Source organism: Pantoea sp. GbtcB22, from assembly GCF_019091025.1.
Lineage (GTDB): Bacteria > Pseudomonadota > Gammaproteobacteria > Enterobacterales > Enterobacteriaceae > Pantoea > Pantoea leporis.
On record NZ_JAGXKB010000002.1, the window covers coordinates 344,929 to 360,709 of the forward strand.

Genomic DNA, 15,781 nt, shown 5'->3' on the forward strand with positions numbered 1-15,781 from the left:
GCCGCTACGGAATGTGTGCGATACAAATTTGGTTATGCCTCGTCCGCATCATCCTGCAACGCCAGCGTCTCTTTGCGTACCCGCTCAATATGAATGGTGAGAAACATGCGTTCCTCGCTGGAGAGCTGATACAGGTATTTCTGCTGAATGTGCTGATCAATCTTCACTGCACATTGATAGGCGAGCGGATATTTGTCGCGCACCACATCATGCAGCGATTCATCCTCGCTCCACACGCCGCGTTTGCCTAACATGCGCTGTGCAAAGAACTTCAGATGGTTGACGAAACGGTTGTAGCTCAGGCTCTCTGTGCGGTAATCCAGCTGCAGGCGATACTTGACGATATGCAGGATCTCTTGCATAAATTGCGTGATGTGCGAAACATCGGCGAAATCACTACCAAGCTGCGCATTCACCAGATGCAGCGCGATAAATCCGGCCTCATCTTCCGGCAACGCTACGCCCAGCCGCTGGTTAATCAGTTCCAACGCTTCGATACCCAATGAAAACTCTTTCGGATAGAGCGTTTTGATCTCCCACTTCAACACGTTGCGAATCGGGATACCTTGCTGGTGGCGCTCAATTGCAAAATGGCAGTGATCGCACAGTGCGATGGAGAGGCTTTCATGCAGCGGCTGGCCCAGTTGCTGACGCGCATTGGCAATAATCAGTTCGCTGGTGGTGATCACCTCGAGCGGGATATCCGACAGCAGTTCGCTGAGCCGGCCCGTTAAGGTGTCGCTTTGTAGCGCAAACACTTTTTCGATCTGCTGTGCATCCAGTTCGTCGCCAACGCGCTTCTGAAACGCCAAACCGCGTCCCATCACCACCTGTTCTTTGCCGTTGTCGCCCAGCACCACCGCGACATTATTGTTGAGGATTTTCGCGATTTTCATTTTTATCTGCCCTGAAAATAAAAAACCTGACCCACCGGGAGGGCGGCGTGTCAGGTTTTGCCTGCGCTGAACGCAGTAACAATCTCGCCAGATCATAATCGGCTCTGCTTTCCCGACAAGCAGAGCGACAGTTAAATGTGAAACGCATCATATTTCCAGCACAATGAATCAGATGCGTTGATGGCGCAATTTAATGAATGTAAGGATAGTGTAAGGAAATGATCAGATTTCTATAAAGTTTGCGTTAAGGCTGCCGATAGTACCGTAACGTTAAATTAACAGGAGTTGCGTACATGACTGGGATTTCAGCATTAGGCGTCGGTTCAGGACTGGGTTTAAGCACCATTCTCGACAAACTGACCGCGGCAGAAAAACAATCGCTGGCACCGATTTCCAAACAACAATCCGCTGCGACCGCGAAGTTGTCCGCCTACGGCACCCTTAAAACCGCGATTCAGACCTTCCAGACGGCAAACAATAAATTAAACGATGCCGCGCTTTATACTTCGACGACCACAGCATCCAGTTCCAGTGCGTTTAGCGCCGATTCCAACGGCAATGCGCTGGCGGGAAAATATACCATCAGCGTGCAGAAGCTGGCGCAATCCCAGACGCTAACCAGCGAGACGAAAACCGATATCAAAGCGGCGATAGGTAGCGATGCCGCGTCCAGAACCCTGAAATTTGTTAACGCGGAAGGTAAAGAGAAAAGCATTACGCTAACCAAAGATCAGACTTCGCTTTCGGCGATTCGTGACACCATCAACAAATCCGACGTTGGCGTTACTGCAAGCCTGATCAAGGTCTCCGCCACGGAATACCGTTTGTCGCTGACATCATCGGCATCCGGCACCGCCAATGCGGTGAAATCGCTGAGCGTGACCGGCGATGATACCTTGCAGGATTTTATCGGCTTTGATGCATCAGATGCGGCCAGCAGCGGCATGGCGCAAAGCGTCGAGGCGCAGAATGCCAAGCTGACCGTAAACAATGTGGCGATTGAGAGCAGCAGCAACGTTATCACCGACGCGGTGGAAGGCATCACGCTGAAGCTTAACGATGAAACCAGCGGCAACCAAACGCTGACGGTGAGCAGCGATACCAACAAGGCGAAAACCGCCATTACCGATTGGGTGAATGCCTATAACTCGCTGCAGGATACGATGGCGAGTTTGACTAAATACACGCCAGTGGATGCGGGTAAGGATCCGGACGGGAAGAATGGAGCGCTACTCGGTGATGGCACACTGCGTAATATTCAGGTGCAACTGAAAAGTATTCTGGCCAACAGCTCGGGTTCAGGTGTTTATAAAACGCTATCTCAGGCGGGCATTACTACCGATCCCACTAACGGCCAACTTAAGCTGGATGCCACCAAACTGACCACCAGCTTGCAAGTGAAACCAGAAGCGATTCGGGACATGTTTGTCGGTGATGGCAAAAAACCGGTGTTTCGACGGTGCTGAACACCACATTCACCGCATTTCTCAGCAGTAAAGGTGTGTTGCAGGGCGCGACGGATTCGATCAGTAAAAAACTGAATACGCTAACCGATCAGTACAATACCGCCAGCAAACGTATTGATGACACGATTGCGCGGTATAAAAAGCAGTTCACCAATCTGGATAAGATGGTCAGCGTGCTGAATAACACCAGCAACTATCTCACCGAGCAGTTCAGCAATAGTACAAAGACCAATAAGTAAGCGTAAAGCGGTCGCCATAAATGGCGATCGCTATTTCTGAAACTAGCCTTACTTTTTCTTATTCAGCATGGCCTTCAAATCGGCAAAAGGATTATAGGTGGCTTCACCAACATCCTTCTGCGCATCTTCACCCGCCACAACACGCGTGCCGTACTGATCCGCTTCGGTGTATTTCGAGTGCTCGTGATCGTGACAATAGAGGCACAACAACTCCCAGTTACTGCCATCTTCCGGGTTATTGGTATGGTCGTGATCGATATGGTGAACGGTTAATTCGCGCAGGTTGGAATAAACAAATTCACGCGAGCAGCGGCCGCATACCCACGGATAGATTTTTAATGCTTTCTCACGATAGCCGCTTTCCAGCCGCGAGTAGTTTTTAGGGATCAGAGCCATTGCCGACGTTGCCTGTTAGAAAGAGATAAAGCGACATGTTATCTGCACATCCCGCAGCTGCCAATGATGTTTATCATTCCTGAGCATCCGTTCTAAAAAACCGCCTACACTAGTTTGTAACTACGCGGAAATAAAAGGCCGCCCGACCCCGTTCGATGGAAATTCACTCATAAAATGATGCCCGTTAATGATTCTCCGTCGGTAAGCCGGATGCAGCGTATCGCTTTGACTATGATGGTGGCATTGCTGGCCACTATCCCTCTATGGACCAACAAAATTTATTATCGGGATGATCTTTACCGGATATTAGATGGGGATAGATCAACATGGCTAAGTAACGGGAGGCCGGGCACCTGGTTATTACAATCCCTGATCTCTTTTGGTGATACGGTCAGCGATATTTCTCCGCTTAATTTACTGCTCGGATTGCTGGCGCTAAGTATTGCTGCGGTATTTTTCACGGAAAGATTGAGAATTCCGCTGGCGGGTTTCTGGTCATTTCTCCCGCCGCTATTTGTCATTCTTAATCCCTTTCTGACGCAGGGAATGCTCTATACCTATGACAGTCTCACCATACTTCTGTCATTTGCAGGCGCCATGCTGGCAAGCATGGTTAATCGCGCAAAGCCTTTTCAGGAGATCGTTTACACGGCGCTGATATTATTGCTGATTCAGACACTCTATCAGCCAGGGCTCAATGTCTATATTGCCTGCGTAGCCTTGCTGGTCGTCTCTCGACTGGTAAATGATCAATCCAGCTGGAAGTGGCTGTGCGGGAAAATAGTGGCGCTGGGCATTGCCATCCTGGCTTATAAACTCGCGATGAATTATTTATTGCCAGTGAAGATCGACTGGTACAGCATGAAACACAGCAAGCTGTTATCACTGAATTCCGATTCTCTGCAAGTCCTTATCAACACTATTAAGGCGTTCAGTGACCTTTTTCTCAGCGCTTATCCGCGCGGCATGATGGTATTTATAGGGCTGCCTATGCTGATAATGTTTTCAGGCCTTGTTTTGATGGTTCGAAACTTAAAACAGCAGCAGAAGTTGACGCTAAGTGCGGTCTTAATGCTGTTCAGTGCGGGATTGATCGTCATCATCGCCATCCCCGGGCTTTCATTGGCCTTAGCCACGCCGTTATTTGCACCGCGTATGCTGGGCGCATGCAGCATTACTTTCCTATTCTGTTTCTATGTAGCCGTTTATTCATTACCTGCAACAAGAAGCTGGCTGGCGGGATTGAGTGCGATATTGCTGTTTTATCATCTGGTGGTGATGCTGGTCACTTTTAACACTGTAGTTAACGATCAACGTTATCAAATGGAGGTGATGAATCAGATCAAAATCACGCTTTCTGCTCCCGCTGCCCAATCGATTGATTCACTTGCCTTTATTGGGCAGTTGAATGATGCTCCAGAAGTACAAACCAATATTCGTAACTTCCCCATCATCGAACATATCCGCATGAAAATGTTGGGTGAGTCTGAACCGTGGATATGGCTGGCGCTGATCAAACATGTAGGTTTGAGATTGAAAGCGGTGAAAGCAACGGATGAAATGAGAGTAATTAAACCGCGTCAGGTTCTGGCGCAGGGACCCGATTTTGACGCCTTTCAGGATGGGCAAACGATGGTGATTGATTTTAGAAAATCGGGTGGGCAGATTAATAAACCTTAATTCAGCGGCTCAGTCCGGTTGCGGGTGGGTAATAATCCCGGACTGAGCTTTTATCTGGTGTTATTTATTCAACAGCTCTTTGCGAACAATTTCTGCACCTGCACTCAATGCATCCAGCTTGCCTCTTGCCACACCGCGTGGCAGAGGAATCATGCCGCAGTTGGTGCAAGGGTAGAGCTTATCAGCATCGACAAACTGCAGGGCTTTACGCAGCGTTGCTGCAACTTCTTCTGGCGTTTCAATGGTATTGCTTGCCACGTCAATGGCACCAACCATCACTTTTTTGCCGCGAATCAGTTCCATCAACTCCATCGGCACATGCGAGTTTTGACACTCCAGTGAGATGATATCGATATTCGACTTTTGCAGTTTAGGGAATATCTCTTCATATTGACGCCATTCTGTGCCCAGCGTCTTTTTCCAGTCGGTATTCGCTTTGATGCCATAGCCGTAGCAAATATGCACTGCGGTTTCGCATTTCAGCCCTTCAATGGCTCTTTCTAAGGTTGCGATACCCCAATCATTTACTTCGTCGAAGAAGACGTTAAATGCCGGCTCATCAAACTGAATAATATCGACGCCCACCGCTTCTAACTCTTTCGCTTCTTCATTGAGAATTTTAGCGAATTCCCATGCCAGTTTTTCGCGGCTTTTATAGTGGTTGTCATAAAGCGTGTCGATCATGGTCATTGGACCCGGCAGCGCCCATTTAATGGGACGATCAGTTTGCTGACGTAAAAACTTTGCATCTTCAACAAACACTGATTTTTGACGACTCACCGGACCCACAACGGTCGGCACACTGGCATCATAACGATCGCGGATTTTAACGATCTCGCGCTTCTCAAAATCTACGCCGTTGAGATGTTCAATAAAGGTGGTGACGAAGTGCTGGCGGGTTTGCTCGCCGTCACTGACGATATCAATTCCTGCCTGCTGTTGATCGTCCAGGCACAAACGCAGCGCATCTTGTTTGCCGTCAGTTAATTCCTGATCTTGCAATTTCCACGGTGACCACAACGTTTCCGGCTGAGCCAGCCACGATGGTTTCGGTAAACTACCAGCAGTGGAAGTCGGTAATAATTTTTTCATAGCAGGTGACCTTATATTTTTATCGGTAATCAAAGAACGGGAGTAAACCATTGCTCAAGAAGAGTTTGATATGGCTTGATGAAGCGCTCTTCCGTGAACTTTCCTTGTTCAATAGCCAGATGGCTACGTTCTTCTCGATCATAAACAATTCGCGTTAAAGAATAATCCTGATGGCTCAGGCTTGGCTGATAGTGTCTACCAGCTGCAGAATTCGCATTGTAAATCTCAGGGCGGTAGATCTTCTGGAACGTCTCCATGGTGCTGATGGTGCTAATCAGCTCAAGATTGGTGTAATCACTGAGTAAATCGCCATGGAAATAGAAGGCCAGAGGCGCAGCACTGTTTGCCGGCATAAAATAGCGTGCCCGCAGGCCCATTTTGCCGAAGTATTCGTCAGTCAGAGAAAGTTCATCCTGCTGATATTCAATGCCCAATACCGGATGTTCATTACCGGTGCGGTAATAGGTATTTTTACTGGATACACTCAGGCAAATAACCGGGGCTTTATTGAAATTCGCTTTGTAAGCTTCTGAGTTAACGAAGTGCTTGAAGATATTGCCATGCAGATCGCCAAAATTATCTGGCGTGCGGAATTCAGTATGGTTCTTATTGTGCTCAGACAACAAAACGCTGAAATCATAATCACGCACGTAAGAAGAGAAGTTGTTACCAACAATCCCTTCAATGCGTTCGTTGGTTTTTTTATCAACGATATTGGTTTTCAATATTTCGATCACCGGGAAGGTGCTGTTGTTGCCCTCGGCACCCAGATTCAGCTCAGCAGAAATAATCTCTAGCTCAACCGCGTAACGATCGCTTTTAGGGTTGTCCCAATGCGCCAGTGAATTGAAACGGTTATCAATCATCACTAAGGCGTTGCGCAGGTTCTCCTGACGCTTTTCACCACGCGCCAAATTGGCAAAATTGGTGGTGATGCGTGTATTGCCAGAAGGATTGTAATTTTCGTCGAAACGAAGGCTCTTAACCGTAAAAGTAAAGGCGTTGTTCATTTTAGTCTGCTATCCCGGTTAACAATAAAAAGCCTTGCTGTCGCTGGATTTCAGGATTTCCCAATGCTTTTGCAGGGTACTTTCATTCAGCAGGCTTGATATTATTTTAAGTTATTAACAATGGTACTTTTATGCCTGAGTCACTGGTTGAAAAAAAGTGATTTAATTTCATCGAACATGAAGGAATTTCATGATGAGGAGAGGAGGATGAACGGCGCTCACTGTAGCCAGCCTGTTCAACCTGGCAGAGGCTCTACAATTAAAGGTATACTCTTCCACAAATTTTTAACCGGTTAAGACACGACAATGGCAAAACTCACCTTACAAGAGCAGCTGCTGAAAGCAGGCTTAGTCAGCAGCAAAAAAATGGACAAGGTCCAGAGAACCGCTAAGAAATCACGCGTTCAGGCTCGTGAGGCCAGAGAAGCGGTGGAAGAGAACAAAAAGGCTCAGCTTGAGCGTGATAAGCAATTGAGCGAACAGCAAAAGCAAGCGGTATTATCGAAAGAGTACAAAGCGCAGGTCAAGCAGCTGATTGAAATGAACAAAATCGATATCTCCAAAGGCAATATTGGTTTTAATTTCACCGACAATAATCTGATCAAAAAAATCGACGTTGATAAGCAAACGCAGACGCAACTGATTAATGGTCGATTGGCGATTGCGCGCCTGGCCGTCGATAGCAAAGGCGAGAGCCAATACGCGATTATTCCTGCCAGCGTCGCCGATAAAATTGCGCAGCGTGATGCGAACAGCATCGTGTTGAATAGTGCATTGAGTCAGGAAGCGCAGGATGAAGACGATCCGTACGCTGATTTCAAAGTGCCTGATGATTTAATGTGGTAAGCACAATGCCGGTTGCGCTGTCAGAACGGGCAGGCACACCGGGCGTTTAGGCACTCGCCGCTGACCGGATGAACAAACTTCAACTCGCTGGCGTGTAACATCAGACGCGGGGCGTGTTCGGTCCCCGCCAGCATAAGACCGCCATACAGGTCGCAACCCAAAATCGGATGGCCCAACAGCTGGCAATGGATACGCAGCTGATGGGTGCGTCCAGTCTCTGGCGTAAGTTCCACCCGCGTTAATGGCATGAACGTCTTATCTTCCAATAGGTGATGAGTGCGCTCAATCACCTGATAGCGTGAGCGAGCTGGCTTACCATTGATTGGGCAAATTGACATCAATGGAAATAGCGTCGGATCTTTGGCAATCGGCGCGTCAATCACACCTTCGTCGTCATGCAGATGCCCGCACAACAGTGCACGATAAATCTTGGTCACGCTGCGCTGGCTAAACTGCTGGCAAATTGCGGCATTGATCGCCTTATTGCGGGCAATCACCATTAACCCTGATGTGCCGAAATCCAGACGATGCACCAGCGTGCAGCCGGGGAAAAGCTTCACTAACCGATGATGCACAGAATCGAGATTGCGCGGATTCTTCCCCGACAGGCTGAGCAGACCAGCTGGTTTATTGATCAGCAGCAGATGATCGTCCTGGTAGAGAATCTCAATCTCTTCAAGACATTGCGGGGCAATAAAGGTATCGATAATCGTAGACATCAGGCTGCCCGGCTGGCGAAGGGATGCGGATAATAGCGAATTTTGCGGCAACTGGCGAATCCGGGCATGTGTCTATTCGCTCAGGCGAAATTTATCGTCCAGACTTAAAGCAAAGACGTGGTCTGCGCAGGCAATGTGCTTTACACTGCGCGCTGAAAAAACTGAGTAGATAACGATTAGGTAGGCGGCAATGGCGATGAACGGAACGATCACAACCTGGTTTCAGGATAAAGGTTTTGGATTTATCAAAGATGAAAATGGCGATAACCGCTATTTCCATGTGATTAAGGTCGCTAACCCTGAGCTGATTAAGAAAGACGCGGCGGTGACCTTTGAACCCACCACCAATAATAAAGGTTTGTCAGCGTATGCGGTGAAGGTCTCGCCTGAGAGCAAATACATCTATATTGCCGGCGAGCGCCTGAAGCTCACCTCGATCAAATCTTATGTGGTTTACAGCGAAGACGTGCCGGTTGAAACGCGCATCGATAAAGAGAATACCGTGCTGTCGGTAGGTATTCTGATGAATAGCATCAAGCCGAAAACAGACGTTAAGCCGGATGAAACGCGCTCACTGAAAAAACTGGCGGTAACCACCTTTCAGGGAACGACTTTGATTTTCACGGCGGATGAAATTGATATTGATGCCACGGTGAAAATGCTTAAGGTGTGAAGATATTGTGATTAATTCTCAGCGGAAATCCTCACGCAGGATTTCCGCATTGATTATGCCGTTGGCCTTTCGTTCCATGCGTCGGTGAATTGAATATTTCCATCAACATATTTCCACGTAATCTTCGCGTAACGCAGCGCAACGCTTTCCATATGTCCGGTTCCTGGACAATTACGCGTGTCATGCATGATCGGCGATATCGATATGACCTTTACGTCTTCCATTAATATGTTGAAGTACTCTTCTTCCTGACCGGCGTCACTGATGCGGTACCATTTGAGTTCCGCAGCTTTCAGCGTCTGGCCTGTGGCTACTGCCTTGTAAAGATAAGGGGAGGCAGAATCAATTTCTTTCTCGAACTGAAACGGAGCATGTTGCCGGGTTCCAGTCAACTTGCCGGAGCTGTTATCCGTGGGAATGCTGAGATTATGGTGAATACCCCTCAGCTCGATACTCCCTTCTCGGTTCATCACATCAGAACCACCACGAATTACAGCACCGCCATCATCTTTAATCCACATATGAACTGGAACTGCCATGTCAATTCTCCTTGTATTATTTATATAACCAACAGCCTGCTTTAGCGGACTCTATTAACATTCCTATCGTAAAGTCGGGAACCTGAACTGGAGTAGTTTTCTTAAAAGGATTCCAAGAAAATGGGATATCCGGATAATAAACTTTGATATCGAAACCAGCGGGGTCAACGTTAAATTTCGTAAAATACTCTTTCATTAACTCCTCAACCTCATACTCATCAATACTCAGATCGGTATCGAGATCAGTCTCATGGGTAAGAATCACTTTTCTAATGTTGAACAAATAGGTTCCGGCATACGGCCGAATGAAATCATATATTTGCTGTTCGATATTACTTACCATATTTTATCTGCTTCTGAGACAATAAAGTTGTAGTCCCTGATTGTATAGTAAACTATTTGGGATATATCGGCAGCGAGTATAATGACACCGAGTAGTGGAACGGTTCGCCCCACAAAAGTGCCAATATTCCTTACATAGATTTTCCTTGCAGTCCATGGGGTATAACCCCCTAACCATGTTGGAAGTTCAATCCCATAAGGGAATTTAGCTTTCTTGAATACGGCTCGTGAAGCCTTAGAGGCATAGGAAGTCCCTTTCGTGGTATTACCACCAATCTTCCCTCTCGTTGATAAATTATTTCTACCTGAAACGATAGCCGCAACAGCTGAAAAATCAGCAACACCCAGTCCATATTGTTCGACAACCTTTTCACAAAAAATCATAAAAAGGAGTTCACTGCTCGTTAGATTCGAACGTCCAGCATAGAAGTACGTCCCATTAAGCTGCTCAACCGTATCCATAATCATCCTCCCTGAATTACAGGCGGCCAGATTACAACGTGATGAACGCTATTTTTTGTTCAAAAGAGAGGAGTGGAACCACTAATAGCGGGTTAACTATTGGAGAGTTTAGGGAGACTATGGCAGCGTTTGCCTGGCAAAGGCAGCGTGGTCGCCATGATTGGCGACCCAGCGTTTTCGTAGGGTGCACATTTATGCGCACCGGCTAAATCAGCTTAAAAACTCTGCCAATCCGCATCATTCACCACCGCAACGCGCGAGGGTTTAACGAATGAAGGCGTACGCACCACAGCCTGCTTTTGCTGAACTTCGCCAGCCGCCGCGACATGGAATTTACCCACCAGCTGATTCAAATTCCCGGCCTGTTCCTGCAGCGATTGCGAAGCGGCAGAGGCTTCTTGCACCAGCGCGGCGTTCTGCTGCGTAACATCGTCCATCTGATTCACCGCTTGCTGCACCTGCACGATGCCTTGACTCTGCTCGACTGCGGCAGCGGCAATCTCTTCCACCAGTTGGCTTACCTGATGAATGGCATCGTTCATCACGCTCATATTACGGCCTACGTCGCTGGCCTGCGCAGCACCGGCTTCGGTCAGACGATGTGACTCTTCGATCAGCGTTTTGATTTCGCGCGCGGCGGTGGTTGAACGTTGCGACAAGTTGCGCACTTCACCGGCGACTACGGCGAAGCCTTTGCCGTGTTCACCGGCACGCGCGGCTTCAACGGCGGCGTTCAGCGCCAGAATGTTAGTCTGGAAGGCGATGCCTTCAATGATCGAGACGATTTCCGTCACTTTGCGCGAGCTACCACGAATGTTATCCATGGTTGAAAGCATGGTAGCCAGTGACGTGCTGCTCTTCTCTGACAATCCGCTGGCGTTAGCGGCAAGCTGACTGGCCTGGCGCGTGTTATCGGCGGTTTGACGTACGGTTTCACTCAGCTCGGTCATGCTGGCCGCGGTCTGCTCCAGCGATGCCGCCTGTTGCTCGGTGCGTGATGAGAGATCTTCATTGCCCGCGGAAATCTGTACCGATGCGCTGCTCACTGATTGTGACGCCTGACGCACCGAGGAGAGCGCGCCTGCAACGCGTTCCATCAGGACGTTAAACGAGTGCGCCATGTTGCCCACTTCATCACGACGGCTCTCATCTGCTTTCAGCGTTAAATCGAGGTTCTCGCTGGCAGTCATCATCACTTTGCCCGCAGCAGACAAGCTGCGACGAATGCGCAATACGGTGAACAGCGACAGCACGCCAAAAATCAGCACGGTGGCGATAACGCCGGTGATGGTCGTCCATAACACCGAGTGGAACGTGCTGCGGTTGGTGGCGCGCAGTTCATCGCCAATGGCGATATTCAGCTGCAGCTGTTTTTGATAATCGCTAATCAGCTGGCGAATGGCGGCTCCGATACCGGTTTGTCCATCAATCAGATTGAGGCTGATATCATTTTGATGCGCACGCGAGGCGGTGATAAATGGCGCCAGTGCGGCGGTGACGTGCTGAATATTGGCATAAGCGACTTCGGTTAAGCGCTTATCTTCATCGCTGGAGATATCGTGCGCCATGTAGTAATCGGTCTGCGCCTTCAAATCCGCCAGCTGTTTCTGGATCTCGTCCTCAATAGCCGGCATTTTGCTGTCGTCGGTCTGGCTTTTGTGTTTGTAGAGCGTTAACGCCAACTGGTTACTGCCATCAATCAGTTTCCCCAGATCTTTGATCGAGGGAATCGCATTGGCCTGTACATATTCAAAGCGATCCTGAAAACCAGAGAGTAAGGAAATGGCGAGTATCGCTTGCAGGATGATGGCGCCAAACAGTATGGAAAAGGTGGCAAACAGACGTTGAGAGATGTTCATTTTATTATCCTTAATCTTAAAGCGTCCCGGCAAAAGCCGCGTAGGGAAGAGGGCAGATTAATAACCATCGGCAGATTGAGGAAATTAGTTAATTTTTTTTTTCAGGGTTTAAGTCTTCAACTGGTTATCACGCTAATTTTTAACATTTTTGCCGGATACCAGTGCTGTATTGCGTCGGATAAGTAAAGGACTACAAAACTCCGCGCTCCCTCCGATATTGCCTTACAGACCCGCTCTCTATGATTTCGGAAATCGTGAAAGTTTCTGAACTTAGAGAGAGTAAAATCCCATGAATAAAATATTCCGTGTGATTTGGCATGCTGCAACACAGCGTTATGTGGTGGCCTCGGAGCTGGCTAAGGGCAAGGTTAAATCCCATTCCTCTTCGGTGTTAACGCCGTCCGCAAGTAAAGCCATGGCGTTAACCGGTGTGGCGCTGGCGATTACAGTGGCTCTGCATGCTACAACGGCAATCGCTGCCAGAACCATCATTGCTAATGGCAATCCGGTCATTGTAAATAATCAGGATATTGTAGGTGCGGGAACCGGCGAATATGTGCGCGGCGTAAGCGCCACAAATAATGGGACAGTTGATTTCACCACTGGCACCATCACCACTTCAAATACCTATGGGCACGGTGCATTCGCAGATACTGGCGCTGGGGTGACCTTAAAAGATATCGATATCAAAACCTCTGCAGCCACGTCGCATGGACTCTATGCGCGCGGTGCCGGCTCTATCACTGGTGACGGTATCAATATCATTACATCTGGCAAAGGTTCATACGGGGTCCAAACCAGCGATGGTGATATCACGCTGACTAACGGCACCATTAAAACCAGCGGAGCCAATTCCTTCGGTGCGTTTGCGGCAGCGGGTGCTGGGCATCTTTCCATCAGTGATAGCAGCATCAGTACCACGGGCGATGGTGCTCATGCGGTCAACGCCACTGGTGGCGAGATAACAATTAACAATAGCGTCATCAAAGCAGAAGGCCACATGACTAATGGCGTAAAGGCCGCAGGAAACGCCAGCGTAGTTAATGTTAATAACAGCGAGATCAGCACGGCGGGCTCATCCTCCGAAGCGGTATATGCGCAAAACGGCGGTACGGTTAATCTGACTAACACCAATATCTTTACCGATCGCATTAATAACTACGGTCTGCGTGCCAATGGAGGCAATTCAGTAGTGAATTATGATGGCGGCACCATTACCACTGCTGGAGGTACAATAACGGTTCAGGCATTCAATGGCGGGACATTAAATATCCGTAATGCCACCATTAACGGTGGAGCAACAACAGTTGATGCTTATGCAACTGGCGCAATTAATCTCGATAACGTCATTATCAATAATGATGGGTCAATGGCGACTAATGCGGCGGGTGTGTTTGTTCATGGTGTAGGCACAACGTTGAACGCCAAAAATGTCCAAATTAATACGACGGGAACCAATATCTTCGGTATTCAACTGGTTGGTAATAACTCAACGTTGGAAAATGTCGAAATTAACAGCGCTGTCAGAGGCTCCGGCCTGCAGGCATACGACGGCAGTCATATTGTGGCAAATAATTTGCGCATGAATATTGAAAGCCAGGAAGGCTTTGACATCTCTTCTGGTCTTACCATGAGATCTAATGGTGGCGACAATAACGTGGCGATGGAAAATTCCCAGATCGTTATGCAAGGCACGAATAGCGCAGCGTTACTTTTCAAATCTACAGCTAACAATACTAATAACTTGTCACTGATTAACAGCGCCGTCACTGCCAGTGAAGGCATCGCCATGAAAGTCACTGATACGGCGAATGCACAGGTGACCGCCTCTGGTGCTTTATTAACCGGCGCGACGCTGTTATCCGCAGGCATTGGCAATAGCGGCACGGTTAGCAATGTGACATTGACCGGTGATAACGGCTCAGTATTTAACGGTGATGTCATCATCGATCGCGCCAACACCACGACTAACATCATCAACCTCGATAACAACTCCGTCTGGAACGGTGCGACCAGCTCACTGGAAAATCTGAACCTGGCGAATGGCAGCCAGTGGAATGTTACGTCGAGCTCTGCGGTGGATAATCTGACGCTGAATAACGCCACGCTGAATATGACCGCGGCCGGCACCGGCTTTAGCAAGGTGACCTTGAGCAGCCTGAACAGCACCAACGGTACCATCGACTTCAAAACCCATCTGATGGATGATCATTCAGAGACCGATCACCTGCACATCACCGGTGATTACGCCGGTAACAGCAACGTGGTGGTGCAGAACGCCGGCGGCACCGGCGCGCAAACCATCGATGGTATCGAGCTGATTCGCGTCGATGGCAACGTAAACGGTACGTTCACCCAGCAGGGCCGTATTGTGGCCGGTGCTTACGATTATCATCTGGTGCAGGATGCCAATAAATGGGTACTGGAGAGCAACAGCAACAACGTGGCACCGGGCAATCCAGGCAGCAATCCGGTTAATCCTGGCGATCCTGACAACGCCTCCGGCACGCCAGGCGATGATACCGGCACGCCGGGCAGTGGTTCAGGTAATGCGGGCGATGTGGGCAAGCCGGTTAAAGGCTTCCCGATTACGCGTCCGGAAGCGGGCAGCTATGCGGCTAACCTCGCTGCGGCGAATACCTTATTTACCACCTCGCTGGATGATCGTCTGGGTGAGACCCACTACATTGGCGCAGACGGTAAGAAACACGTCACCAGCCTGTGGTTGCGTAACGCAGGTGGACACACGCGCTTCAGCGACAGTTCCGGCCAGCTGAAAACCACCGGTAACCGTTATGTGATGCAGTTAGGCGGCGATATCGCCCAGTGGAGCAGTAATGGTGCGGACCGTTTCCATCTGGGTGTCATGGGCGGCTACGCTAATGCGCAAAGTAACACACACTCCAACGTGACGGGTTACACCGCAAAAGGTCAGGTGCACGGTTACAGCACGGGCGTTTACGCGACCTGGTTGCAGGACAACGCTGACAAGACCGGTGCCTATGTTGACAGCTGGATGCTCTACAACTGGTTTGATAACAGCGTGAAAGGTGATGGCATCGCGGAAGAGAGCTACAAATCGAAAGGCATCACCGCGTCAGTGGAAGCCGGTTACAGCTTCAAAGTCGCGGAGATGAGCGAGCGTTCCAGCGTCTATCTGCAGCCGAAGGCGCAGGCGACCTGGATGGGCGTGAAAGCGAAGGATCATCAAGAGCAAAACGGCACGCGCGTGGTGGGTCAAGGCGACAACAATCTGCAAACGCGTCTGGGTGTTCGCGCTTACATCAAAGGCCACAATGCCATTGATGATGGTAAAGACCGCACCTTCGAGCCGTTTATCGAAGCCAACTGGGTGCACAACACCGAAACCTTTGGCAGCAACATGAATGGCATCAGCGTGCAGCAAGCCGGGGCGCGTAACCTCGGTGAAGTGAAAGTGGGTGTCGATGCGAAGCTGAATAAAACCGTTAATCTGTGGGGCAATATGGGTCAGCAGATGGGAGATAAGGGTTACAGCGATACCAGCGCGATGGTGGGCGTGAAAGTTAATTTCTGATAACAC

Annotated in this window: 13 protein-coding genes and 1 pseudogene; 5 read left to right on the forward strand and 9 right to left on the reverse strand. The window is 49.1% G+C overall.

Features of this window, described 5'->3' with window-relative positions:
* Nucleotides 1-32 precede the first annotated feature (32 nt).
* Nucleotides 33-896 (reverse strand): BglG family transcription antiterminator LicT, encoded by an 864-nt coding sequence (gene licT, locus KVT28_RS09445; protein ID WP_137387031.1) that lies wholly within the window; start codon nucleotides 894-896, stop codon nucleotides 33-35.
* A 293-nt stretch (nucleotides 897-1,189) separates the two neighbouring features.
* Between licT and fliD the strand changes: the two are divergent.
* Nucleotides 1,190-2,601: pseudogene (fliD, locus tag KVT28_RS09450) on the forward strand (flagellar filament capping protein FliD).
* Between the two features lie 48 nt (nucleotides 2,602-2,649).
* Here fliD and yajD read toward each other — a convergent pair.
* A complete protein-coding gene (gene yajD / locus KVT28_RS09455) occupies nucleotides 2,650-2,997 on the reverse strand; it encodes an HNH nuclease YajD (RefSeq protein ID WP_101761311.1) in 348 nt (115 codons plus the stop codon).
* A gap of 210 nt (nucleotides 2,998-3,207) precedes the next feature.
* Between yajD and KVT28_RS09460 the strand changes: the two genes are divergently transcribed.
* A complete protein-coding gene (locus tag KVT28_RS09460) occupies nucleotides 3,208-4,677 on the forward strand; it encodes a glucosyltransferase domain-containing protein (RefSeq protein WP_217547968.1) in 1,470 nt (489 codons plus the stop codon).
* Nucleotides 4,678-4,737: 60 nt separating this feature from the next.
* On the opposite strand, the gene KVT28_RS09465 is transcribed toward KVT28_RS09460, so the two are convergent.
* Both KVT28_RS09465 and KVT28_RS09470 read right to left on the reverse strand, forming a co-directional pair.
* Complete coding sequence (locus KVT28_RS09465; protein ID WP_101761313.1) at nucleotides 4,738-5,769, reverse strand: methionine synthase; 1,032 nt, start codon at nucleotides 5,767-5,769, stop codon at nucleotides 4,738-4,740.
* Nucleotides 5,770-5,798: 29 nt separating this feature from the next.
* A complete protein-coding gene (locus KVT28_RS09470; RefSeq protein ID WP_110867169.1) occupies nucleotides 5,799-6,779 on the reverse strand; it encodes a DUF1852 domain-containing protein in 981 nt (326 codons plus the stop codon).
* Nucleotides 6,780-7,085: 306 nt separating this feature from the next.
* Between KVT28_RS09470 and KVT28_RS09475 the strand changes: the two genes are divergently transcribed.
* Nucleotides 7,086-7,625 (forward strand): DUF2058 domain-containing protein, encoded by a 540-nt coding sequence (locus KVT28_RS09475; protein ID WP_217547971.1) that lies wholly within the window; start codon nucleotides 7,086-7,088, stop codon nucleotides 7,623-7,625.
* A gap of 20 nt (nucleotides 7,626-7,645) precedes the next feature.
* Here KVT28_RS09475 and KVT28_RS09480 read toward each other — a convergent pair whose 3' ends face one another.
* Nucleotides 7,646-8,344, reverse strand: a complete 699-nt coding sequence (locus tag KVT28_RS09480) for an RluA family pseudouridine synthase (protein ID WP_192412782.1) — start codon at nucleotides 8,342-8,344, stop codon at nucleotides 7,646-7,648.
* A 190-nt stretch (nucleotides 8,345-8,534) separates the two neighbouring features.
* On the opposite strand from KVT28_RS09480, the gene KVT28_RS09485 reads away from it, so the two are divergent.
* On the forward strand, nucleotides 8,535-9,017 hold the full coding sequence (locus tag KVT28_RS09485) for a cold-shock protein (RefSeq protein ID WP_101761317.1): 483 nt from the start codon (nucleotides 8,535-8,537) through the stop codon (nucleotides 9,015-9,017).
* 53 nt (nucleotides 9,018-9,070) lie between these two features.
* Here the strand turns inward: KVT28_RS09485 and KVT28_RS09490 are convergent, their stop codons facing one another.
* The 4 genes from KVT28_RS09490 to KVT28_RS09505 all read right to left on the reverse strand — a co-directional run bounded on the left by KVT28_RS09490 (nucleotide 9,071) and on the right by KVT28_RS09505 (nucleotide 12,219).
* Nucleotides 9,071-9,556 carry a type VI secretion system tube protein TssD gene (locus tag KVT28_RS09490; RefSeq protein WP_192235130.1) on the reverse strand — a complete coding sequence of 162 codons (486 nt, stop codon included), beginning with the start codon at nucleotides 9,554-9,556 and terminating at the stop codon, nucleotides 9,071-9,073.
* Between the two features lie 16 nt (nucleotides 9,557-9,572).
* Nucleotides 9,573-9,899, reverse strand: coding sequence for a DUF1493 family protein (locus tag KVT28_RS09495; protein WP_192235129.1), 327 nt, complete (start codon nucleotides 9,897-9,899; stop codon nucleotides 9,573-9,575).
* Nucleotides 9,893-10,360 carry an STM2901 family protein gene (locus tag KVT28_RS09500; protein WP_217547973.1) on the reverse strand — a complete coding sequence of 156 codons (468 nt, stop codon included), beginning with the start codon at nucleotides 10,358-10,360 and terminating at the stop codon, nucleotides 9,893-9,895. Before KVT28_RS09500 ends, KVT28_RS09495 begins: the two co-directional genes overlap by 7 nt.
* A gap of 215 nt (nucleotides 10,361-10,575) precedes the next feature.
* Nucleotides 10,576-12,219, reverse strand: coding sequence for a methyl-accepting chemotaxis protein (locus KVT28_RS09505; RefSeq protein WP_217547976.1), 1,644 nt, complete (start codon nucleotides 12,217-12,219; stop codon nucleotides 10,576-10,578).
* Between the two features lie 289 nt (nucleotides 12,220-12,508).
* On the opposite strand from KVT28_RS09505, the gene KVT28_RS09510 reads away from it, so the two are divergent.
* Complete coding sequence (locus KVT28_RS09510) at nucleotides 12,509-15,775, forward strand: autotransporter outer membrane beta-barrel domain-containing protein (protein ID WP_217547978.1); 3,267 nt, start codon at nucleotides 12,509-12,511, stop codon at nucleotides 15,773-15,775.
* The last annotated feature ends 6 nt before the right edge of the window (nucleotides 15,776-15,781 follow it).